22 protein-coding genes are annotated in these 19,620 nt (G+C 66.2%); 6 read left to right on the top strand and 16 right to left on the bottom strand.

Annotation, left to right across the window (positions count from 1 at the left end; all coding sequences use genetic code 11):
* Positions 1-5 precede the first annotated feature (5 nt).
* Together ACIA48_RS03315 and ACIA48_RS03310 are read right to left on the bottom strand one after the other, a co-directional pair.
* Positions 6-785 carry a DAPG hydrolase family protein gene (locus ACIA48_RS03315; protein ID WP_396727574.1) on the bottom strand — a complete coding sequence of 260 codons (780 nt, stop codon included), beginning with the start codon at positions 783-785 and terminating at the stop codon, positions 6-8.
* A complete protein-coding gene (locus ACIA48_RS03310) occupies positions 785-2,125 on the bottom strand; it encodes an FAD-dependent oxidoreductase (RefSeq protein WP_396727572.1) in 1,341 nt (446 codons plus the stop codon). Before ACIA48_RS03310 ends, ACIA48_RS03315 begins: the two co-directional genes overlap by 1 nt.
* Positions 2,126-2,190: 65 nt before the next feature.
* On the opposite strand from ACIA48_RS03310, the gene ACIA48_RS03305 reads away from it, so the two are divergent.
* On the top strand, positions 2,191-2,868 hold the full coding sequence (locus ACIA48_RS03305; protein ID WP_396727570.1) for an IclR family transcriptional regulator: 678 nt from the start codon (positions 2,191-2,193) through the stop codon (positions 2,866-2,868).
* Here the strand turns inward: ACIA48_RS03305 and ACIA48_RS03300 are convergent.
* The 7 genes from ACIA48_RS03300 to ACIA48_RS03270 form a co-directional block, all read right to left on the bottom strand.
* A complete protein-coding gene (locus tag ACIA48_RS03300) occupies positions 2,861-4,183 on the bottom strand; it encodes a flavin monoamine oxidase family protein (RefSeq protein ID WP_396727568.1) in 1,323 nt (440 codons plus the stop codon). The two genes, ACIA48_RS03305 and ACIA48_RS03300, sit on opposite strands and share 8 nt — an antisense overlap.
* 89 nt (positions 4,184-4,272) lie before the next feature.
* Entirely contained in the window at positions 4,273-4,878 is a 606-nt protein-coding gene (locus ACIA48_RS03295) for a TetR/AcrR family transcriptional regulator (RefSeq protein WP_396727566.1), read from the bottom strand.
* Positions 4,878-5,567 carry an O-methyltransferase gene (locus ACIA48_RS03290; protein WP_396727564.1) on the bottom strand — a complete coding sequence of 230 codons (690 nt, stop codon included), beginning with the start codon at positions 5,565-5,567 and terminating at the stop codon, positions 4,878-4,880. Before ACIA48_RS03290 ends, ACIA48_RS03295 begins: the two co-directional genes overlap by 1 nt.
* A 1-nt stretch (position 5,568) precedes the next feature.
* A complete protein-coding gene (locus tag ACIA48_RS03285; RefSeq protein WP_396728481.1) occupies positions 5,569-6,057 on the bottom strand; it encodes a TIGR04338 family metallohydrolase in 489 nt (162 codons plus the stop codon).
* A 3-nt stretch (positions 6,058-6,060) separates the two neighbouring features.
* Positions 6,061-6,813: a DUF2786 domain-containing protein gene (locus ACIA48_RS03280; protein WP_396727562.1), complete on the bottom strand. Its 753-nt coding sequence runs from the start codon at positions 6,811-6,813 to the stop codon at positions 6,061-6,063.
* A 16-nt stretch (positions 6,814-6,829) separates the two neighbouring features.
* On the bottom strand, positions 6,830-7,819 hold the full coding sequence (locus ACIA48_RS03275) for a hypothetical protein (RefSeq protein ID WP_396728479.1): 990 nt from the start codon (positions 7,817-7,819) through the stop codon (positions 6,830-6,832).
* Complete coding sequence (locus ACIA48_RS03270) at positions 7,816-8,667, bottom strand: lysophospholipase (RefSeq protein ID WP_396727560.1); 852 nt, start codon at positions 8,665-8,667, stop codon at positions 7,816-7,818. Before ACIA48_RS03270 ends, ACIA48_RS03275 begins: the two co-directional genes overlap by 4 nt.
* 68 nt (positions 8,668-8,735) lie before the next feature.
* Here ACIA48_RS03270 and ACIA48_RS03265 point away from each other — a divergent pair, with 68 nt between their 5' ends.
* Positions 8,736-9,749: a sigma-70 family RNA polymerase sigma factor gene (locus tag ACIA48_RS03265; RefSeq protein WP_396727558.1), complete on the top strand. Its 1,014-nt coding sequence runs from the start codon at positions 8,736-8,738 to the stop codon at positions 9,747-9,749.
* Between the two features lie 23 nt (positions 9,750-9,772).
* On the opposite strand, the gene ACIA48_RS03260 is transcribed toward ACIA48_RS03265, so the two are convergent.
* Positions 9,773-10,603, bottom strand: coding sequence for a DUF559 domain-containing protein (locus tag ACIA48_RS03260; RefSeq protein WP_396727556.1), 831 nt, complete (start codon positions 10,601-10,603; stop codon positions 9,773-9,775).
* Between the two features lie 255 nt (positions 10,604-10,858).
* On the opposite strand from ACIA48_RS03260, the gene ACIA48_RS03255 reads away from it, so the two are divergent.
* Positions 10,859-11,983, top strand: coding sequence for an NDMA-dependent alcohol dehydrogenase (locus ACIA48_RS03255; RefSeq protein ID WP_396727554.1), 1,125 nt, complete (start codon positions 10,859-10,861; stop codon positions 11,981-11,983).
* On the opposite strand, the gene ACIA48_RS03250 is transcribed toward ACIA48_RS03255, so the two are convergent.
* Positions 11,958-12,422 carry a MarR family winged helix-turn-helix transcriptional regulator gene (locus tag ACIA48_RS03250; protein ID WP_396727552.1) on the bottom strand — a complete coding sequence of 155 codons (465 nt, stop codon included), beginning with the start codon at positions 12,420-12,422 and terminating at the stop codon, positions 11,958-11,960. The two genes, ACIA48_RS03255 and ACIA48_RS03250, sit on opposite strands and share 26 nt — an antisense overlap.
* 70 nt (positions 12,423-12,492) lie before the next feature.
* Between ACIA48_RS03250 and ACIA48_RS03245 the strand changes: the two genes are divergently transcribed.
* Both ACIA48_RS03245 and ACIA48_RS03240 read left to right on the top strand, forming a co-directional pair.
* The gene (locus tag ACIA48_RS03245; RefSeq protein WP_396727550.1) at positions 12,493-13,254 is read left to right on the top strand and encodes a pirin family protein; all 762 of its coding nucleotides are present in this window, start codon (positions 12,493-12,495) and stop codon (positions 13,252-13,254) included.
* On the top strand, positions 13,232-14,545 hold the full coding sequence (locus tag ACIA48_RS03240; protein WP_396727549.1) for a PQQ-dependent sugar dehydrogenase: 1,314 nt from the start codon (positions 13,232-13,234) through the stop codon (positions 14,543-14,545). The genes ACIA48_RS03245 and ACIA48_RS03240 overlap by 23 nt, the downstream gene beginning before the upstream one ends.
* Here the strand turns inward: ACIA48_RS03240 and ACIA48_RS03235 are convergent.
* Together ACIA48_RS03235 and ACIA48_RS03230 are read right to left on the bottom strand one after the other, a co-directional pair.
* Positions 14,542-14,820, bottom strand: a complete 279-nt coding sequence (locus ACIA48_RS03235) for a GlsB/YeaQ/YmgE family stress response membrane protein (protein WP_396727547.1) — start codon at positions 14,818-14,820, stop codon at positions 14,542-14,544. The two genes, ACIA48_RS03240 and ACIA48_RS03235, sit on opposite strands and share 4 nt — an antisense overlap.
* 3 nt (positions 14,821-14,823) lie before the next feature.
* Positions 14,824-15,267: an SRPBCC family protein gene (locus ACIA48_RS03230; RefSeq protein ID WP_396727545.1), complete on the bottom strand. Its 444-nt coding sequence runs from the start codon at positions 15,265-15,267 to the stop codon at positions 14,824-14,826.
* A 225-nt stretch (positions 15,268-15,492) separates the two neighbouring features.
* Here ACIA48_RS03230 and ACIA48_RS03225 point away from each other — a divergent pair, with 225 nt between their 5' ends.
* On the top strand, positions 15,493-16,518 hold the full coding sequence (locus tag ACIA48_RS03225) for a phosphodiester glycosidase family protein (RefSeq protein WP_396728477.1): 1,026 nt from the start codon (positions 15,493-15,495) through the stop codon (positions 16,516-16,518).
* A gap of 297 nt (positions 16,519-16,815) precedes the next feature.
* Here ACIA48_RS03225 and ACIA48_RS03220 read toward each other — a convergent pair whose 3' ends face one another.
* The 3 genes from ACIA48_RS03220 to ACIA48_RS03210 all read right to left on the bottom strand — a co-directional run bounded on the left by ACIA48_RS03220 (position 16,816) and on the right by ACIA48_RS03210 (position 19,620).
* Positions 16,816-17,898, bottom strand: coding sequence for an IS110 family transposase (locus ACIA48_RS03220; RefSeq protein WP_396727543.1), 1,083 nt, complete (start codon positions 17,896-17,898; stop codon positions 16,816-16,818).
* A gap of 116 nt (positions 17,899-18,014) precedes the next feature.
* Complete coding sequence (locus ACIA48_RS03215; protein WP_396727541.1) at positions 18,015-18,788, bottom strand: fructosamine kinase family protein; 774 nt, start codon at positions 18,786-18,788, stop codon at positions 18,015-18,017.
* Position 18,789: 1 nt separating this feature from the next.
* Positions 18,790-19,620 (bottom strand): SDR family NAD(P)-dependent oxidoreductase, encoded by an 831-nt coding sequence (locus tag ACIA48_RS03210; protein WP_396727539.1) that lies wholly within the window; start codon positions 19,618-19,620, stop codon positions 18,790-18,792.

Raw genomic sequence — 19,620 nt, 5'->3', positions numbered from 1 at the left:
CGGCGTCATCCTTCGCCGAATTGCGCATACACCGCGGGCAAGAACCCGGCCAGGTGGTTCATCTCCTGCGCACAGTGCACGAGAAGGTCCCGGGGATCCGGTAGTTGATGCGCGGCGATCGGCCGAATCACCGCGTCGGCCAACATATTTCCCTTGCGTAGACCGATGTAAGGTCCGCCCATCCAAAAGCGCGAGCGCATCTCGGCGCCGTCAGTGGTTGCCCGGACATGGTGGACAAACCAGCCGATGTCGACGGGCACCTCCGCCGATCCCAGCCTGGCGCACACCGCCACATCCGAGCCGAGGCGTGCCGAGTCGAGTCCGATCACCTGGGGTTCAACGAACTGGATCGCGGCCTTGGCGTACGACGATCCCAGGTATTCCTCGATCATCGACGTCCGGCCGACCCAGCTGCCGTCACCGCCGCTGTCGGACCAGTGCGCCGAGGCGTGCGCGCGCGGATGCCACAGCTTGTAGCGCGTCGATGCACTGCCGTGCCAGCCGAACCACCAGTCCCACATAGCGGGTGTGACACCGGGCATGTCGGTGCGCACCGACACCTGGAAGCCGCCGCCGCGCAGCTGACCGTAACCGTTCTCGGTCTGCTGGTAGCCATCGTCGAGAATCGTTCCCGCGGAATCGAATCCGAGTAGGGTCTGGTCGGCCTGAGGTCCGTGCTCCAGCGCGACGACGACGTGCCGCGGCAGATCGGCCATCTCTGGATTGAAGTACTTGCCCCAGGGAGTGTCCCCGTCGCCGCCGCGGTAACCGAGGTAGGCGCTCATCAAACCCGTCCCATCCATGGGTAGAAACGGCCGTCGGGGTCATATTTGGCGCGGGCCTTGTCGAGCCGAGCCATAGCCTCGTCGGTCGCGAACTTCGCAGGCCGCTGCCCGAGATTCTCGTCGGCCAACTGGATTCCGGTGGCCAGATGCGCCATCTCGGCCATGTTGTCGCGCGGCCAGTCGGCGTACTTGCCGTCGTCCGCCTCGTCCAGCCAGCCGCCGTAGAGCGCCAGGTAGATCTCGGCTTCGACGCTGTAGGCCATGTCCTGGCGCGCCGGCGACGGTCCCCAGTTGAGCCAGAGAAAATGCGCCGGGTGCGGCGGCAGGGTGTCGAGGATGCGACGAATCCCGGGCATCAGGTCCGCGGCCGACGCCGAGGTCCACATGTTGTCCGCGGAGTAGCGGTGATCTTCCAGATAATTACCCATGACGGCGGTGTACCACGTAGGCAGATCCGTTGGTGCATAAGGAACTTTGGCGAGTGCCTTGTCGATGGCCGGGCAGGTGCCGAGCAGTGCGAGCGCTTCTGCGGCTTCTTCCTCGGTGTCGGCGAACACCGGCGATGCCAGCACGATAGCCGGACCATCGACGCCAATGTCCGGCACGCTGCTGGTCGCGACGATCTGCAATTCCACGCGGCGGTCGACCTCAGCGCTGATCTCACGTGCCCAGGTGAACACTTCCTCGGCGCAGTCGATGGGGTAGGCGTACATGCTCATACCGCAGACCGCCGGCTTGGCGTACAGCTTGAGGTGGAAGGCCGTGACGACCGCAAAGAAGCCAGGACCCGCACCGCGCGCCGACCAGTACAGGTCGGGGTGATTCTCGGCGTCGATGTAGAGCTTCTCGCCGTCGGCGGTGATGACGTCGAGGCCGACCACGCTTTCGCACGCCGGCCCGTAAACCCGACTGTTCCATCCGTATCCGCCCTGCAGCAGATAGCCGCCTATACACACGCCCTTGCAGTGGCCCGCGGGGAAGAACAGGTCCTGCGCGTCGAGTTCGGCCGCGAGGATGCTGCCGCCCTTACCGGGGCCGGCCACGGCGCGCATCTTGTCCTTGTCGATGACCGCGTGGTCGAAGCCGTGCATATCGAGCAGCAGGCCGCCGTCGCGCAGGTGGTTGGCCGCCCAGCTGTGTCCACCGGACCGAATGCCGACCTGAAGATGGTTGGCCTTCGCATAGGCGAGCGCGGCCACGATGTCGTCATCGTCGTGAGCCTGCACGATCATCGCCGGATAGCGATCCGGCACGCGTTGGTTCCATACCGTCGAGCGCCGGGCGTCCTCGTACCCGTCGTCGCCTCGAGCGAAGTGCCGCCCCGCCGGAAGTGCCACCACTTAGCCCTCCTAGATTCACAATCCGAATCATTGTGATCCGTAATGCGGATCAATATAGTGGTGGAATGGCCCCCACGGAAGAGAATCAGCCATCCGAGTCCGGCCGTTCAGACGGGATCCAGGTATTACGCCGCGCCGCGGCCGCACTCGACGAGATCGCCGCGTCCCCGGGGCAGCTTCGGCTGGTCGACCTGGGCGGGCGCCTCGGCCTCGCCAAATCCACGGTCCGGCGGCTGCTGGTCGGACTGGTCGAGATCGGGTTCGCGAGCATCGACGAGGAGGGCCGAATCAGCCTCGGTGAGCGGCTGCTCGGTCTGGGCGGTGCCGACGACGCCAGCCTCGCGACACAGTTCCGCCCGACGCTGGATCGGTTGGCGCGCACGACCGGAGAGACGGCGGACCTGTCGGTGTTGCGCGGTCAGCAGATGTTGTTCATCGACCAGGTGCAGTCCGCGCACCGGCTACGCGCGGTGTCGGCGGTGGGTGTGCGGTTCCCGCTGGAGTCGACGGCCAACGGCAGGGCCGCGCTCGAGCTGCTGACCGACCCGTCCGCGGGGCTCAGCGATATCGCGTTCGACCGTGACGAGCACACCGTCGGGATCTCCGCGGCGGGCATCGCTGCCAGGACCACCGGAGGACATATCGTGGCGATTTCCGTCCCCGCACCCAGCGACCGCTTCGACAAGAACGAGCGACGGATCGTCGATGCGTTGCGCGACTGCGCGCGGTCGATGGCTAGCTGACCGCCGCAACCGACAGCGCCGCCGCGATCTCTTGGGCCACCCGCTGGCCCGCTCCGATGGCGCCCTCGATATAGCCGGGGTGTTCGGCGTCGGTCTCCGAACCCGCCCAGTGCACATGGCCGACGGCTGCGTGTCCCAGCGGCGGAATCCCGACGTGATGGTCCGGGATCGGCAGCGCGGTGTAACCGCCGCCGGCGTATTCGTCGCGATGCCAAGACTTCTCGTGCCAGCTCACGGGATCGAGGACCTCGGATCCGACGTGCGGGGCCAGGGCGCCAAGGAGCGCCGCCCTGCGACCGGCTTCGTCCAGGCGGTCGAGTTTTCGCGCCTCGGGTCCGCCGACCAGAAAGCACAGATGGCCGGGACCGCCGGGCGCGGTGGTGTCGAAGACCGCGCCGCCCGGGTCTCCGAGAAACATAAACTCGCCGCCGGTGCGCTCCCGCCAGAACGGCCGGTGATAGACGGCCACCGCCTTGTAGACCGAGCCCATATACGTGTGTTCCTCGATCGCGTGGCGCGCCGGCGGCAGCGCGGGTTGGTGCGCGATGCGGGCCGCCATCGGCGGCGGCGCGGTGACCACGACCTTCGCGGCACGGATGTCCCCCGAGCCCGTCCGAACGGTGACGCCGCGCTCGTCGCGCGCGATCGAAATGACGCGCTGCCTTGTGCGCACGCGTGAGCCGAGTTCTGCGGCTAGGCGTTCGGCGAGTGCGCCGGCGCCGTCGACCAGCAGGGAGTCCTGGGCCCCGCCGCGGGTGGACAGCATGGTCGTCAAACCGCCTTGGCCGCGGATCATTTCGGCCATCGCATGGACGGAGAAGCGGTCGAGATCGGCCGTCCACGAGATCAGCGCGACCACTTCGAGCAACCTCCGCGGACGGCGCCACGGCACCTTCCGCAGCCACGAGTCCAACGTCGCGCCGTACAGGTGCGACCTCCCGACGCGCGAAAACATCTCGATACCAACGGCAATCAGCGCGGCGACGAGCAGCGCTGGAGAAAACGACGACCACCGGCGCGGACCGTCGATCACGCCCGGCAGCGCCCGGGTGTGCATCGGGTAGTGCGCGGCGCCGAGCTCTGCGGCCATGTCCATCAGTCGATGGTGGTCGTGGCCGATCCACTGTCCCCCGAGGTCCAAGTGCGAACCGAGCGGGGACGTCACGGTCATCGTCCGGCCGCCGACGCGGTCGGCCGCCTCGAGGACGATCACGTCGATGCCGCGGCGGTGCAGATCACGGGCCGCCGTCAGGCCCGACATCCCGGCGCCGACGACCACCACCGTCGCGTCCAACGTCTCGGAGTGCTCCGACATACCCGTCTTCCTCCCGCCTCCGCGCAAACTCAGTCAGTCGTATGACTTGACGATAACGACACGTCAGGCCCAGTGCAAGGGTCTGTCGATTACGCGGGCCGGATGTCGGCGGTCGCGATGAGCATCTCGATCAGGGTTTCGAGGTCCTGCGCGGCACGGTCGGCGTCCGGGTCACTGATGTACTGGATGATGAGCCCGTCGACGCCGGCCAGCATCGTCCGCGCCAACCGGTCGTAGGGCGCGGCACAGACCTCACCCGCCGTCTCCGCCGCCGCCTGACACCCCTGCGCGATCACACTGGCGTAGCGCGCGTACTGGATGCGCGCGATGTCCTGATGCCCCGGCTGCCGCAGCAGATAGGTCAGCAATTCGTGCTGCATGATCTGGTCGTTGATCTGGCCGACCACCAAGTTCGCCCAGAAACCGGTCACGCCTTGCCGAATCGCATGGGCCAGGCCGCGATCGACCTCGACGGAACCCTGCAGGAGGCGCGCGACGTCCTCGACCACGTCCTCGACCACTGCGCGCAACAGCAGGTCCTTGGTGGGGAAGACGTACTGCAGCGTGCCAAGTGGCACCGCGCTCTCGGCGGCGACCGCGCGCAACGACGTGCTCGCCACCCCGTCGCGCGACATCACACTGCGGGCCGCGGCCACGAACTGCCTGCTGCGCACGGTCGCCTCGACGTAAGGCATCAGGGCGCCTTCACCAAGGCGACCGCGAAGCCGTCCCAGCCCTTGGTCCCTACCGTCTGGATCGCAGCAGTATCCAAACGCGGATGCTGACCCATCATCTCCAGCATGTCGCGCACGGCGCGGGCCTGGTGGTCGTCGTCCGCGGGTTCGAGCACACGGCCGAACCGGGCGATGTTGTCCACCACGATGATTGAGCCCGGTCGGCCCAGTTTGATCGCCCACTCGACGTATGCGACGTTGTTCTCTTTGTCGGCGTCGATGAACGCGAGATCGAAGATCTCACCGCGTGCTTCGAGGTCCGGCAGGGTGTCCAGGGCAGCGCCGAGGATCACCTCCACCCGGTCCTCGACGCCTGCACGCGCCAGGTTCTGGCGTGCGACGTCGGCATGGGCGGGCTCGAACTCGAGAGTGATGACGCGGCCGGACGGACCGACGGCGCGGGCCAGGTTGATGGTGCTGTAGCCGGCCAGCGTGCCGATCTCCAGTACCCGGGTCGCGCGGGCCGCGGTGGCGAGCAGATACAGCAGCTTGCCGTGTTGTGCGGACACCTCGATGGCGGGCATACCCGCGGCTTCCGCCGATTCCCGCGTGGCCGTCAGCGCATCGTCTTCCGTGCGCAGCAGAGCGTTGAACAGCTGATCAAGCGCTGCGGGGTCTGGACGGGAATCCGGCTCGGCCACGCGGGACACGTTATCGCACACCCTCTTTCGCGTACACCACTCGCAGCACGTGGGCGACCTCCGGGCCCATGACCACCCCTGCGAGTTCGCAGAAGGTGGCGACGAACCCGGGGCCGTGAGCCGGTTCGGCGACGCTGAGGTGGTGAGCGATCTCGTGGAGCACCACCAGTTCGCGTAGCGCCCAGGTCGTGCGTCCATCCGGTACCGCGATCCGTGCGTCGTCACCGGTCCGTTCGTGGTGGGCCGCGGTAACGCCGCGCCGGGCGCGCACGGCCAGCGGTCCCGAGTCGGGCCACGACTCGCGGACCACCGCCATACCGAGTACGTCGTCGACGTAGCGCTGCACGGACTCCACGGACGCGAACCGGCCCTCGGGCGGCAGCGTCAGCTGCGTCCCGAAGAAGTCGACCACCCGGTTGCCGTGCTCAGCTGCCCGGTCGAACATTGTCCGGACGAATTCCTCTGCGGCGTAGACCTTGGCCCGCTGGGTGTCTCTGATCGCTCACGTCTCCAGGGCTGAGCGCGCACCGGACAGCTCACCGTTGTTACCCAGTCGCGCCCTGCGGCCCGCGCGATCGCCAGCGCGCTGGGCCGCGCGCGAATACCCGGCCGTCGCGCTGGTGGGTCGCCACGTACCTCGCGCCGCGGAGGTCTGCTTGTAGAAGTCCTTGAGCTCGATCTCCTTGTTCCGCAACGCGATAGCGGTGCCCGGCTTCCTACGCCAGAGTCCGCCAGTGGCCTCCCGCTGCGCCTCTTCGCGGGCCTCGGACAGCCGCCTACCGATCCGCGCGCCGAAGGCGAGCTGAAAGTTGATACGGGCGGTGATCGTCGGCGTCGGCCGGTGCTCGCCCGACGCGATGTAGGACTCCGAAGCCCGCACCATCTGCATCACGAGGCTGGCGTAGAGCGCATGGCTGGCGTCGATGTCCTCGCCGAACCCGTAGGCGTAGACGAACGTCGAATTCGACGCGACGTCACACTTCACGTCATTGGCCATCGCGATCACGGTGAACAGCTGCACATAGGTGCGTAGACCGCGGGTGCCCGCGTTGCCGATCGTGATGGTGCGCTGTACCGGAGTCTGCGCCTTGGTGCGGTTGGACGAATGCGACCGTGCGACCGCCAGGTCGATCGACGTCGCCGTCGCCAGCCGCTGGGCCGCCGCCATGAACGCGTCGGCCTCGTGTGTGTTGTCGGTCCCCTCGGCCTGGCGCAGCAGAGCGGCGATGCGCGCCAGCATCTTGTCGTCACTCATAGGCGCCAGATTAGGTTCACTTGCCGACAAACGCGTCGAGCGCGCTGACGAGCTGTGGAGAAAGTGGATCCTGCTTGGCGTAGTTGGCCACGTTGTCCGTCGGGTCGTCGCGCAGCACATGATTGACACCCTTGAGGTCGACGACCGTCAGCTCGGTGTGCTCGAGCGCGTCAGCGAGCGGCTGGACCGACTCGCACGTGGCCTGCTTGTCGGCGTCTGAACACGTCAGCAGCACGGGCGTGCCCGCGGGCACTTTCGCGGCGAGCACGAGGGGGTCGATCTTGTCCGCCTCGATGACCGCGTTGACGTTGCCGGGGTTGAGCAGGGCGCCGAGTCCCTCGGGCAGGTTCGTCGCGACGGTGCCCTTGGTGCGGACCTCGTCGACGGCGGCCAGCCAGGCGTTCAGGGCCTCCGGCGCGGCACTGGCGCGCACCCGGTTGGTGATGATGTCCAGATACCGGCCGGGCAGCGGCTGAAACAGCGCCAGCGAGTGGATCTTTGGCGCACCCACATTCGTGTCGGTCGCCAGGGCCATCGCGTGGACGGTGCCTTCGCCGACCGCGTACACCGAGATACGGGACTTGTCGGTCGCCGACTGCTCGGCCAGGTAGTTCACCGCAGCCTTCGCGCCGGTGGTGTAGACCGCGCTGACGACATCCATGGGCCGCTGCGCATACGGGCCGAGGTCGGTCTTACCTGTTCCGATCTTGTCGTAGCGCAGGCTCGCGACGCCCTTGTCCGACAACAGTTCTGCAAGCTGCCGCATATTGCCCACGGGCCCGGCCACCGCATTGTCGCCGTTGCGGTCGGTGTTGCCGCTCTCGGAGATCAGCAGCGCCGCCGGCCCCGTCGGCCCGCCACGCTCGTGGCGGTACGTGCCGTAGATGGTGAGGCCGTCCGCGGTGAACGTCACCTCCTCGTCGACCCAGCCCGGTGCCGACTCGTCCGACCCGCAGGCGGCAACCAGCAGAGCAAGCGAAAGAATGAGGGCCGCAAGGGCTTTCAAAGCTTCGCCTCGATCCACGAGGTGACGTCGTCGAGCACCAGTGCCTTTTCCGGCTCGTTGAACACCTCGTGGTAGAGCTCGGGGTACACCTTGAGATGAGCGTCTGTCGAGGCCACGCACTCCAACAGGTGGCGGCTGCCCTCGACGGGGATGAGCTTGTCCTGCTCACCGTGCACGACCAGCAGAGGCGCGGTGAGCCCCGAAGCACGCTGGGGCATGGTTTCGCCGACCTTGATGAGCGCCTTGGCGATGCCGGCGGGCAGCTTGCCGTGGTGGACCATCGGATCCGCCATGTACGCGGCGACCACCTCCGGGTCGCGCGAGACCGCTTCGGTCGGGAGGTCTTCGACGGGCAGGCCCGGCAGCAGGCCGCCGACCACCTTGGCGACGGTGATCATGAACGACGACACGGCGTCCTGGGCGTAGACGGCAGGCCCGGACAGCACCATGGCGGTGTAGTCCTTGGGATGGTCGACGCCGTACGCAAACACGACACCGCCGCCCATGCTGTGGCCGAGCACTACCCGCGGCAGGTCGGGGTGGTCGGCGGTGGCGATGCCGACGAGGGTGTGGAAGTCACCGGTGTACTCGGAGATGTTGCGCAGGTAGACCCGCTTGCCGCCGGAGCGGCCGTGCCCGCGGAGATCCAGCGCGTAGGTGATCAGCCCCGACTCGCCAAATCGCTGGGCGACGTGGTCGTAGCGGCGGGCGTGTTCGGCGTATCCGTGGCAGAGCACCACGACGCCGCGCGGTGCCACGTCCGGGGTCCACACGTCGTAGACGATGCGGACATCGCCGCCGCTCCCCCGAGAGCTGATGAAGCTGCGTTCGGTGCGGGTAGTTGCCACCAGGGGAGAGTATCGGGCGGCCAAATCGCTCGACGACGGCCGAGCCGTCAATCAAACGGCGGTGACGGTTGTCACCCCTGGTGACTAAGCTCGGCGGGGTGACGGTCCTGGCCCACAATCTGGACGACGAGAGCGCCGAGGACGCCTTCTTGGCGGACGCTCAGCGCTATCGCCGCGAATTGCTCGCCCACTGTTATCGGATGACCGGCTCGCTGCACGACGCCGAGGATCTGGTGCAGGAAACGTACTTGCGGGCGTGGAAGTCGTATAAGGGTTTCCAGGGCAAATCATCGGTGCGGACCTGGCTGTACCGGATCGCGACCAACACCTGCTTGACGGCGCTGGACAGCCGCCAGCGTCGGCCACTGCCGACAGGGCTCGGTGCGCCCAGCTCCGATCCGGTCGACGACATCGTCGCGCGCGACGAGGTGCCGTGGCTGGAGCCCATCCCCGACGATTCGACCGACCCGTCGAACATCGTGGGGTCGCGTGAATCGGTGCGGCTGGCGTTCATCGCGGCGCTGCAGCACCTGTCCGCACGGCAACGCGCGGTGCTCGTGCTGCGTGAGGTGCTGCAGTGGAAGGCGGCGGAGGTCGCCGACGCCATCGGTTCGTCGACGGCGGCGGTCAACAGCCTGCTGCAGCGGGCCCGTGCGCAACTCGATGCCGTCAGCCCCAGCGAGGAGGACCATCTGCAGGTCCCGGAGTCGCCGGAGGCACAGGGCCTGCTGACGCGCTACATCGAAGCGTTCGAGACGTATGACATGGACAAGCTCGTCGAGTTGTTCACCGCCGACGCCGTATGGGAGATGCCGCCTTTCGACGGCTGGTACCAGGGGCCGGAGAACATCGTCCTGCTGTCCAAGACGCACTGCCCCGCCGAGCTGCCCGGCGATATGCGGTTGCTTCCCACGGTGGCCAATGGTCAGCCGGCAGGAGCGATGTACATGCTCAACCGCGAGACCGGCAAGCACGAACCCTTTCAGATGCACGTGCTCGCCACGACCGACGAAGGCATCGCCCACGTGGTCGCGTTCCATATGGAGTCGTTCGAGAAGTGGGGCTTGCCCGCCTCGCTCTAAGTCCTCGCTCGCCGAGTGGCCACTTATACGACGCTTTTTCCGAGAATTCGTCCAATAACTGGCCACTCAGCCCCAGCCTGACGCAGTCCCACGCACACCCGTTCGACGATCACCCGCCGTCGATACCGCACCAGGTCCGCGCCGACGCGGATGATGATCCAGCCGCGTCCCGACAGCTCCGCATACTTCTCGATGTCCCGCTGTCGAATTTCCTCGTCTTCCCAATGTTGTGGCCCGTCGTATTCGATGCCGACCTTGAATTCGTCGTAGCCCATGTCGATCCGCCACCTGCCGACGGCGATTTGCGTACGCGGGCGAGCAAGCCCGGCATCGACGAGTATCAACCTCGTTCGTGTCTCTTGTGGAGACTCCGCGCCGCAGTCCATGAGGTCGAGCACCTCTCGCAATTGCACAAGTCCACGCGCTCCGCGATGGCGATCGACAAGCGGTCGAACATCAGACGGCTGCAAGCCTGTCGCGTTCGCCAGAGCGTCCAGCCGAATGACGGCGGCGATACGTCCCCCACGGCGGCCGAGATCGAATGCGGTACGAGCAGGCGTTGTCACGCTGATCCCCCGCACCGACATCTCCTCGTCGCGCAGCAGTTCGTCGCGATGAATCACAATGCCGCGCACCTTCTTGCCGTTCCGTCTGAACAGTTCCGCGGGTAGGTGCGCATCGATATACCCCGAGCCGTGCAGCGCAGCGGCCGACAGTCCGCCCACCGTCGCGTGACGCGCTGACCATAGCCACGCAGCCATCGCCCGCGACTCCGCGGTCAATTCGGCTCCCTGACGCAGGTAGACGTCGCGATAGATCCGGTCGTATCCGCTGCGCAGCGTACGTTCGCTCACCCTCCGGCTTCTCAGCGCCTCGGTCCCCAAGAATGGCCACTCGATATCCCCCATAGGCACACCGTCTCGGCGTCGACTGACACCGGGCGGGTGCCATGGCGAAGTTATCCACAGGCGCGAATGGCCGGTTATTCGACGTTTTCGCCGCGAAGTCGTCCGGCAACTGGCCACTCGACGACGAAGAGTAGGGTGGAAACCCGCAGTTCACAGCTACGATTGTCGCTCAATCTATAACGTGTTCTATCCTCAAGGGTCATGAAGACCAAGGGCGCTCTCCTATGGGAGCTGAACACGCCGTTCCGCATCGATGAGATCGAGATCGGCGACCCCGTCGACGACGAGGTGCAGATCCGCGTCCACGCCGCGGGCATGTGCCACTCCGACTACCACCTGACCACCGGCGCCACCCCGATCGCTCTGCCCGCACTCGGCGGTCACGAGGGCGCGGGCGTCGTCACCAAGGTCGGCCGCAACGTCAAAGGCATCGAGGAGGGCGACCACGTCATCCTCGCGTTCATCCCCGCCTGCGGTGAATGTCCGCCGTGCCTCAAGGGCTTCCGGTCACTGTGCGACCGCGGCGCCGTACTCCTCGGCGGCAAGGCGATCGCCGACGGCACATCGCGCGTGCATGCCGGCACCACCGAGGTCTCGCCGATGAACCTGCTCGGCACCTTCGCCCCGTACATGACGGTGCACAAGGACTCCGTCGTCAAGATCGACAAGGACATCCCCTTCGAGACCGCCGCGATCATGGGGTGCGCGGTGCCGACGGGCTTCGGGTCGGCCACCAACGTCGCCGAGGTCCAGCCCGGCGAGACCGTCGCCATCATCGGCGTCGGAGGCATCGGCATGAGTGCACTTCAGGGTGCGGTGATCTCGGGTGCCCGCAACGTCATCGCGATCGATCCGAACGAGTGGAAGCGTGAGCAGGCGATCAAGTTCGGCGCCACGCACGTCTACCCGTCGATGGCCGAGGCCATCGCACCGATGATCGACGTGACGCACGGACTGATGGCCGACAAGACGATCATCGCCGTCGGCGACATGAAGGGCGAGTACATCGAAGAGGCGATGATCCTGACCGCCAAGACCGGCACCTGCGTGCTCACCGGTATGGGCTCGATGATGGACGCCGACGTCAAGCTCAACATGTTCCTGTTCACCATGTTGCAGAAGACGTTGAAGGGCAACATCTTCGGCGGCGGCAGCTCGCACGTCGAAACGCCGAAGCTGACCGGGCTCTACAAGTCGGGCCTGCTCAACATCGACGACATGATCACCAGGACCTACCGCCTCGAAGACATCAACCAGGGCTACCAGGACATGGTTGACGGCAACAACATCCGCGGCGTCATCACGTTCGATGAGGCGGACTGGTAGCCAGTCGCTCTGCCACCGCCCTGACCACCGCTCCGAACGCCCGCAGCCGCGCGTCGGACATTCCGTCGAACATCGCGCGGCGTACCAGCTCGACGTGGCCCGGTGCCGCCACTTCCAGCGCGGCGCGACCGGCGTCCGTGAGGTCGACGGTCGCACCGCGGCGATCATCGTCGCTGCCCTGACGCGCCACGAGACCGCGGCCACGCATCCTGCGTAGCTGGTGCGACAGCCGACTCTGTTCCCAGGCGAGCGCGTCGCCGAGTTCGTTGATCCGCAACGGTCCGCGCTCGAATAGGGCGACCAGTACGTCGTAGTCCGAAAGCGACAGCTCGCAGTCCAGCTGGAGCTGGCGGTGCATCGCGGTCTGCAGCCGGCTCGACATCGCCAGGTAGTCGCGCCAGATCTCCTGTTGTTCCTCGGTCAGCCACACGGAATACATGACACATCATCCATGTTGTCGTGTCCAGTGGCCGCACCTAGGCTGGGCCCCGACGCGAAAGAGGATCGCTATGACCGCCCCGACGATAGACATCCGTCGCGCCGACGACCGCGCAAAAACCAAGATCGCCTGGCTCGACTCCAAACACTCGTTCTCGTTCGGCAGCCATTACGAACCCGAGAACACTCATCACGGTCTGCTGCTGGTCAACAACGACGACATCGTGAAGCCGGGAACCGGGTTTGATACCCACCCGCACCGGGACATGGAGATCGTCACCTGGGTGCTGCGGGGATCGCTCGTACACCAGGACTCGACCGGTCACTCGGGCGTGATCTATCCCGGCCTCGCACAACGCATGTCGGCGGGTCGCGGCATCCTGCATTCGGAGAAGAACGACTCGTGGACGCTGACGGGCGAGCAATCCCACAGTGAGCCTGTGCATTTCGTACAGATGTGGGTGGTTCCCGACGAGTCGGGTCTCGATCCCGGATACCAGCAGCTCGAGATCGACGATGAACTGTTGCGCGGCGGGCTGGTGACCATCGCCTCCGGCATGCCCGAGCACAGCGACCAGGCCGCGATCGCGATCCGCAACAAGTACGCGGCGCTGCACGGTGCGCGACTGCAGGCCGGCGAGAGCGTGGAACTGCCGTCCGCGCCGTATCTGCATCTGTTCGTACCCCGCGGTGAGGTGACCCTCGAGGGCGCAGGTCCCCTGCACGACGGCGACGCCGTGCGCTTCACCGCCTCCGGCGGCCAGCGGGTCACGGCCACCGAGCCCGCCGAGATCCTGGTCTGGGAGATGCATGCGGGTTTGGCTGCGGCATAACCGAATTGGACCTCACACTGTCCTCTGCATCGTCAGCGTGGCGCTGCTCACCGCGTGTTCCACTGCGCCCGCCCCGACACCGGACACGCCCGCACCGGCCTCGATCGCCCCGACCGGCGAACCAGCCGCGGGGCTGACGCCGGTGGCGGTCCGGGTGGATCCGGACCTGGCGCAGGCACCGTTCGACGAGCCCCGGCAAGCGCTCATACCGGCGGGGTGGACGATGTCGGTGTGGGCCCGCATGCCCAAGCCCCGGCTGGCGGCGTGGACACCCGACGGCGCTCTGCTGATATCCGTCCCCAGCACCGGTGAGGTCATGCGGCTCCAACCGACCGATGCGGCGCCGACGCCGGAGGTACTACTCGACGGGCTCGACCAGCCGCACGGGTTGTTCTTCGCGGGAAATAGTTTGTACGTCGCGGAAAGTGACCAGATCGACGTCTACGACTACACCGGCGGTCGGGCGATCAATCCGCGGACGCTGGCCGACGGCCTGCCCGACGCGGATAGCCCGGACCTCCGCGGCGCCTACCATCACGCACTCAAGAGTGTCGTCGTCGGCCGGGACGGCGCCGTCTACTTCTCGATCGGGTCGAGGGGCAACATCACCGCCGATGATCGCGACGCCGACCCCCCGCGCGCGACGATCATGCGAATTCCACCCGGCGGCGGGCCGGCAGAACCCTTTGCGACCGGCGTCCGCAACGGAACCGGTCTGGCCTTCGCACCCGACGGTTCACTGTGGACCGCGGTGAATAATCGAGACAACGTCGCGAACCCGCAGACCGGCGAGCCTGATCCCGAATACGTCGACGAGCACCCACCGGAATCCCTCGCCCGGGTAACTGAAGGGCGCGAATTGGGTTGGCCCTACTGCAATCCCGACGGCGGACCGGCGAATCTGTCGTTGATCCGCGATGTGGAGACCAACGCCGACGGCAGTCGGATGGATTGTGAAGCCCTGCCTGCGATCGAGCAGAGCCTGGGCTCGCACGCGGCGCCTCTGGGCATGAGCTTCACCGAGGGTGTGCTACCCGCGCCGTACGCCAGCGGGGCACTCATCGGTGTGCACGGATCGTGGAATCGCGAGCCGCCGCGCGAGCCCGAGGTGTCGTTTTTCGCTTGGCAGAACGGCGACTTGGGCAATCAGCAGACGCTGGTCGGCGGCTTCCAATCAGACGACGGCTCGCGGTGGGGCCGCCCGGTCGCCGCGGTGACGGGGCCCGACGGCGCGGTGTACATCACCGACGACTATGCCGATGCCATCTACCGCCTGGCCCCGCCGCGCTAGCGGACGGTCGTGTTCTTGCGGCCGGTGAGGCCGACATAGATCGCGATCAACACGATCGCGACGACGACGCCCACAAGGAACGGGATCGGTTGCCACACCGATGTCGAATCGGCGAACCCGACCGCATGGGTCAGCCAGGAGCCGAGGAACGCCCCGAGAGCGCCAAGCAGGATCGTCATGATGACGCCGATGTTCTGCTTGCCCGGCATGATGAGCCGTGCAAGCGCTCCCACGAGGATGCCGACCACGAGCGCGCTGAGAATTGTTGCGATCATTTTCTACTCCTTCACCGTCAATCGGTTGAGCACCGACATCAGCTGCTTCTCTGTGTCATTGGCCAGCTTTTCGAAGTACAGCTTCAGAATCGGGGTGAAAAGTGCTAGCGGCCCGTGCATTTCAAGTTCGTTGCGGTAGGTGATCACCGAACCCGTGTCCGTCGCATCGACATAGATCTTCTCGGTGGACGTCGCCGACTTGTTCTTGCCGACGAACACGAGATTGCTGTCGCTCAGCGTCTCGAGGGTGTAGTCCAACTCTGTCGTCCTACCCATGATCTTCGAGACGTTGTGCCACGACGCGCCTTCACCGATGGGCCCGGTGTCAACGCGAGTGCATTGCTGTGTACCCGGATCCCACTCCACGGCGTTGCTGAAGTCCTTGAGGTAGTCGATGACCTGGTCGGGCGGAGAACTGACGGAAAACGTTCGCGACACAGTTGGCATTCGGTGCGATTACCCGGTTCTCCAGGAACTAATGCCTGCGGATCCGCGACCGGTAGCCGACAACACGATTGCCGCGGCGAAACCCTATTGTGACGCACTTGTGACGAAAGTTGACAGTGTTGCTGACGAGGTTAGTGTTGTTTCGTCGGTATGTCTCCGGGAGGGACTCCTTTGTCGATTCCAGTCACCCTTCTTCGGCGCTTCGCGGTATCAGCCGCGGCGCTGATGTTGTGCGCTGCGCTGTCGACGACGGCCGCCCCGAACGCACACGCCGCCAGTGGCCGCGACCTTCTCGCTGGCGCGATCGCCAACACCCGCGGCTCGTATCTCGTCTACAACTTCGGTAGCGGCCACCCAGCCCCGATGCTCAACGCGGGCGGCAACTGGTACGAGATGAGCAGCGGCGGCCACCTGATGATCATCAAGTCGGCGTCCCAACGGCTCGCCCCGCGACTACTCGTCGATTCCCACAGCGGGTATCAGGGCCGCTGCGAGCGCGATCCGCGGGCCCGCACCGGCGAGGGACTGTGGCAGGCATCCGAGGTCTTTTCGCCGCTGCAGGCTTGGCAGGCGCTGGGTCAGCCGACCATCGCGATCAACGCCAACTTCTTCGACGTCCGCGGGCAGCAGGGCGGCTCGTGGAAGTCGACCGGATGCAGTTCACCGCTGGGCGCCTACGTCGACAACACCCGCGGGCAGGGACGCGCCAACGCGGCGGTCACCGGAACCCTGGCATACGCAGGCAAACAGGGCCTCTCGGGCGGCAACGAAAATTGGAAAGCGTTGTCCACCATGATTCTTCCCGTCTCGGGTGCGCCCTACGTCGTGCCGCCGAAGAGCCCCGGCGACTACGACGCCGCGACGCCGGTCATCAAAGACCTCATCGACAAGAACGTCCGATTCGTCGCCGTTGCGGGCATCGGGTTGCTGGCGCCCGGTGACATGGGGCAGCTCAACGACGGCGGCCCGAGCGCGGCGCGCACCGCGCTCGCGTACTCGCGAAGCAAGGACGAGATGTACGTCTTCCAGGGCGGCAGCTACACACCGGACCAGATGCAGGATCTGTTCCGCGGACTCGGTAGCGATACGGCGGTGCTGCTGGACGGCGGCGGCTCGTCGGCGATCGTGCTGCGCCGCGACACCGGTGGCATGTGGTCTGGTGCCGGTGTGCCGGACGGCAATTGCGATACCCGGCAGGTGTTGTGCGACTCCAGGGAGCGGGCGCTGCCGAGTTGGCTGGCGTTCAACTGATATGTAGGCGTGGTTTGTCAATAGGCAGGTGAAAGCCGCCCCGATTTGGTGTCGAGGCGGCTTTCGTTTGATCGGTGTCAGCGCGGTCTGCGGCGGTCGTTGATCAACGACGGTGGGGTCAGACTGATATACGCGGGTTGGGTACCGCAAGACGATGGTTCGGCGCGAACGGTGGCTGCTTCCTAGGGACGGGCGTCACAACGAGATTCAGTGAATCTCGTTGTTGCTCATAGCTGAAACGCAGGTCTTGTTCGCCTACCTCGGCGCCGACCGGCTGGCTTCCGATCAAGCTTGTTTTCAGGTCAGCGTGGCCAGTGACCAGCACCAACCAGCGAGCTCCCGCGCGACTGCGACATTGGCCACGACGTGGGGTTTCTTGCGTTCGTTGAACCGGCACCACTGCTGATGCAACCGCCGGTTCCCGGCGTGCCCACGTGCCTTGAGGGTGGGATCGACCTTGGCCCAGCGGGCTCGCATCGTCGGCCCGGGATTGCGGTAGGGCGCCCGGTGGTGCCAGGCCGCCTCGATCAGCAGCCGCCGCACGTGGGCGTTGCCGGCCTTGGTGATCGAGCCCTGCACCCGCGATGCTCCCGAAGAGTACTCAGTGGGGACCAAGCCGACATAGGCGCCTATCGAGGATCCGCTGAACCGGGTCCAATCCCCGATCTCGACCGACAGCGCCAACCCAGTCAACGCCGAGATTCCCCGCAGACACCCCAACCGGTCGACCGTGTCGGCCCACCGCGGTGACGCCGCGACCCCCACGATCTGCTCATCGAGGCGGTCGCGGGCCGCGGTCGCGGACAGGACCGCGTCGAAGTGGTGATCGAAAGCAGCTGCGGTATGGCCGTCGGCGAAGCGTTGGCGGCGTAGCCAGATCTCGTGCACCCCCGTCCAGGCTTTGCCGTCGCAGTAGATACGGCCATGGCGCAGCAGCAGTTTCGACAACCTATGCCGCACCCGCATCAAATCCGCACGGGCGTCTTCACGCGCCCGCACCAGATCGCGAACGGCCTCTACATCGGCCTCGGGAACGGTGACCGCGGTGATCTCACCCAACCGCAGCAACCGGGTCAGATGCGCGGCGTCGCGGGCATCGGTCTTGACCCGATCCCCAGCCGGACGGATCAACTTCGACGGCGCGGCGACTACGCAGTCGATCTGAGCATCAGCCAACGCTCGGGCCAATCCAAAGCCCGTCGGTCCAGCCTCATAGGCGACCCGCAACGGACCTCGCAACCGGTGCAGCCACTCCAAAATCTCGCCATGATCGGGACACAATCGCGCCCGCTCGATTCGACCAGATTCTTCGTCGACGGCATGGGCAACCACCGAAAGCGCATGCACATCCAACCCGACACTCGTACCGTTGAAACTCACCGGAGGCCTCCTGATCTGCAACTGTGGCTCTACCAGTGCGAGTGTTCACTCGATACCGGCAACCCACGTCCGATTGCAGCCCGAGGCCTTCGGCCTCGAGTCAGCCCTCATACCGTCTAGCTGGCTGCATCCAGGGCGCTGCGTGCCGCCTGTCCGGTCTGGTCGGCATAGCTGCCGCCGAACAGCACGACGTGGGCCAGCAGCGGATACAGCTGGTGCAGACGGACCCGCCCGCGCCAGCCCTCGGACAAGAGGTGCCGCGACTCGTAGCCTTCGACGACCGCCTCGAAGTGCGGACAACCGAACAGTGCCAGCATCGCGAGATCGGTCTCGCGATGCCCGCCATGGGCCGCGGGATCGATCAAAGTGACGCCGGCGGTTGTCCACATCACGTTGCCGCTCCACAGATCACCGTGCAGGCGGGCGGGCGGACCGTCGTCGTCGAACCGTCCGTCTGCACAGTGCGTGATCACCGCGTCGATGTCCTGACGCACCGATGCGCTCAATCGCTTTGCGGCGCGTGCCGCCATCGGCGCCAACCGTTCTCGCGCGTAGAACATCCCCCAGCTGTCATGTCCGGTCAGCGACATGGGCAGCGGATGCTGCAGCGGCCCGAAGAATCCTGGTCCTGTCCAACCGGAGGGACCGCTGCCGAACTTCGCCGCGCCCGCATCGTGCGTGCATGCCAATCGCCGGCCGAACTCGTGCGCGGCACCGGGGTCGGGGCGCACGGAGTCGAGCCGTCCCAGCGTGAGTGATTCGTCGTCGAAGTCGACGACTTCCGCGCACGGCACGCCGCCGTCAGCAGCCGAAAGCCATTGCAGCCCCGCGGCTTCGCACGCGAAGAAGCCCTTTGGCGCGGCGAGGTTGCGTTTGACGAAGGTCGGCATCCTACGGTTGGCCGGAGACCTTCCGCAGAGCGATGTCGCGCATCTTCGTCGGCATCACGCTCATCAACGCCACCTGCGCCTTGGGTCCAAGTCCGACGATGTAGCGGGCGCGCGGCCGCTTGGCGGTGAGCGCCTCCTCGACGACCGCGGAGACCTTTTCGGTGGGAACGGCGATCTTCTGCGATACCGGGATCATCTTCTTGAAGCCCGCGATGTGTTTGGCGTAGAGGCCGCGGTGCTCCGGGCTCAGGCCGGCCTCCAGATCCTCCACCATCGTGTCCGCGGTACGCCACATGTCCGTGTCGGTCTGCGCGGGTTCTACGACGACGACGCGAATCTTCCAGGGAGTCAGCTCCATTCGTAGCGCGTCGGCGGCGGCCTCGAGTGCGAACTTGCTCGCCGCGTACGCCCCGACCAGAGGCATGGACAGCCGTCCGTTCACGCTCGAGATGAAGACGATGCGGCCGCGGGACTTACGCAGCCGGGGCAGCGCCGCCTGCGTGACGGCGAGTGCACCGATAACGTTGATTTCCAGCTGCTTACGCCACTCGTCAGGGCTGAGGGTCTCCATCGCTCCGCCGACCGCGATTCCGGCGTTGTTGACGACGGCGTCCAACTGTTCGGGCAGCGATTGCTCCAGCGCGGCGATATCGGTCGCGGAGGTGACGTCGAGGATCACCGAGGACACTCGTTGCGGGTCGAGCTTGGTCACCGAATCCGCGTCCTGCTGACTGCGAACCCCGGCGATGACATCCCAGCCGCGTGCGGCCAGATGCTCGACGATTCCCTTGCCGATGCCCCGGGAAGCGCCGGTGACGAGTGCTGTTGGCAT

Origin of the sequence: Mycobacterium sp. NPDC051804 (assembly GCF_044452905.1) — a bacterium.
Classification (GTDB): Bacteria; Actinomycetota; Actinomycetes; order Mycobacteriales; family Mycobacteriaceae; genus Mycobacterium.
Note: the sequence above shows the minus strand (reverse complement) of the source record. Positions and strands in the feature narration are given on the sequence as shown.

Coding starts and splice junctions, on each gene's coding strand:
- ACIA48_RS03305 (WP_396727570.1), top strand. CDS start 2,191: ATGGCCCCCACGGAAGAGAATCAGCCATCCGAGTCCGGCCGTTCAGAC.
- ACIA48_RS03235 (WP_396727547.1), bottom strand. CDS start 14,820: ATGATCGCAACAATTCTCAGCGCGCTCGTGGTCGGCATCCTCGTGGGA.
- ACIA48_RS03295 (WP_396727566.1), bottom strand. CDS start 4,878: ATGCCTTACGTCGAGGCGACCGTGCGCAGCAGGCAGTTCGTGGCCGCG.
- ACIA48_RS03245 (WP_396727550.1), top strand. CDS start 12,493: ATGACCGCCCCGACGATAGACATCCGTCGCGCCGACGACCGCGCAAAA.
- ACIA48_RS03230 (WP_396727545.1), bottom strand. CDS start 15,267: ATGCCAACTGTGTCGCGAACGTTTTCCGTCAGTTCTCCGCCCGACCAG.
- ACIA48_RS03280 (WP_396727562.1), bottom strand. CDS start 6,813: ATGAGTGACGACAAGATGCTGGCGCGCATCGCCGCTCTGCTGCGCCAG.
- ACIA48_RS03210 (WP_396727539.1), bottom strand. CDS start 19,620: ATGCCAACAGCACTCGTCACCGGCGCTTCCCGGGGCATCGGCAAGGGA.
- ACIA48_RS03225 (WP_396728477.1), top strand. CDS start 15,493: ATGTTGTGCGCTGCGCTGTCGACGACGGCCGCCCCGAACGCACACGCC.
- ACIA48_RS03300 (WP_396727568.1), bottom strand. CDS start 4,183: ATGTCGGAGCACTCCGAGACGTTGGACGCGACGGTGGTGGTCGTCGGC.
- ACIA48_RS03255 (WP_396727554.1), top strand. CDS start 10,859: ATGAAGACCAAGGGCGCTCTCCTATGGGAGCTGAACACGCCGTTCCGC.
- ACIA48_RS03315 (WP_396727574.1), bottom strand. CDS start 785: ATGAGCGCCTACCTCGGTTACCGCGGCGGCGACGGGGACACTCCCTGG.
- ACIA48_RS03240 (WP_396727549.1), top strand. CDS start 13,232: ATGCGGGTTTGGCTGCGGCATAACCGAATTGGACCTCACACTGTCCTC.
- ACIA48_RS03250 (WP_396727552.1), bottom strand. CDS start 12,422: ATGTATTCCGTGTGGCTGACCGAGGAACAACAGGAGATCTGGCGCGAC.
- ACIA48_RS03215 (WP_396727541.1), bottom strand. CDS start 18,788: ATGCCGACCTTCGTCAAACGCAACCTCGCCGCGCCAAAGGGCTTCTTC.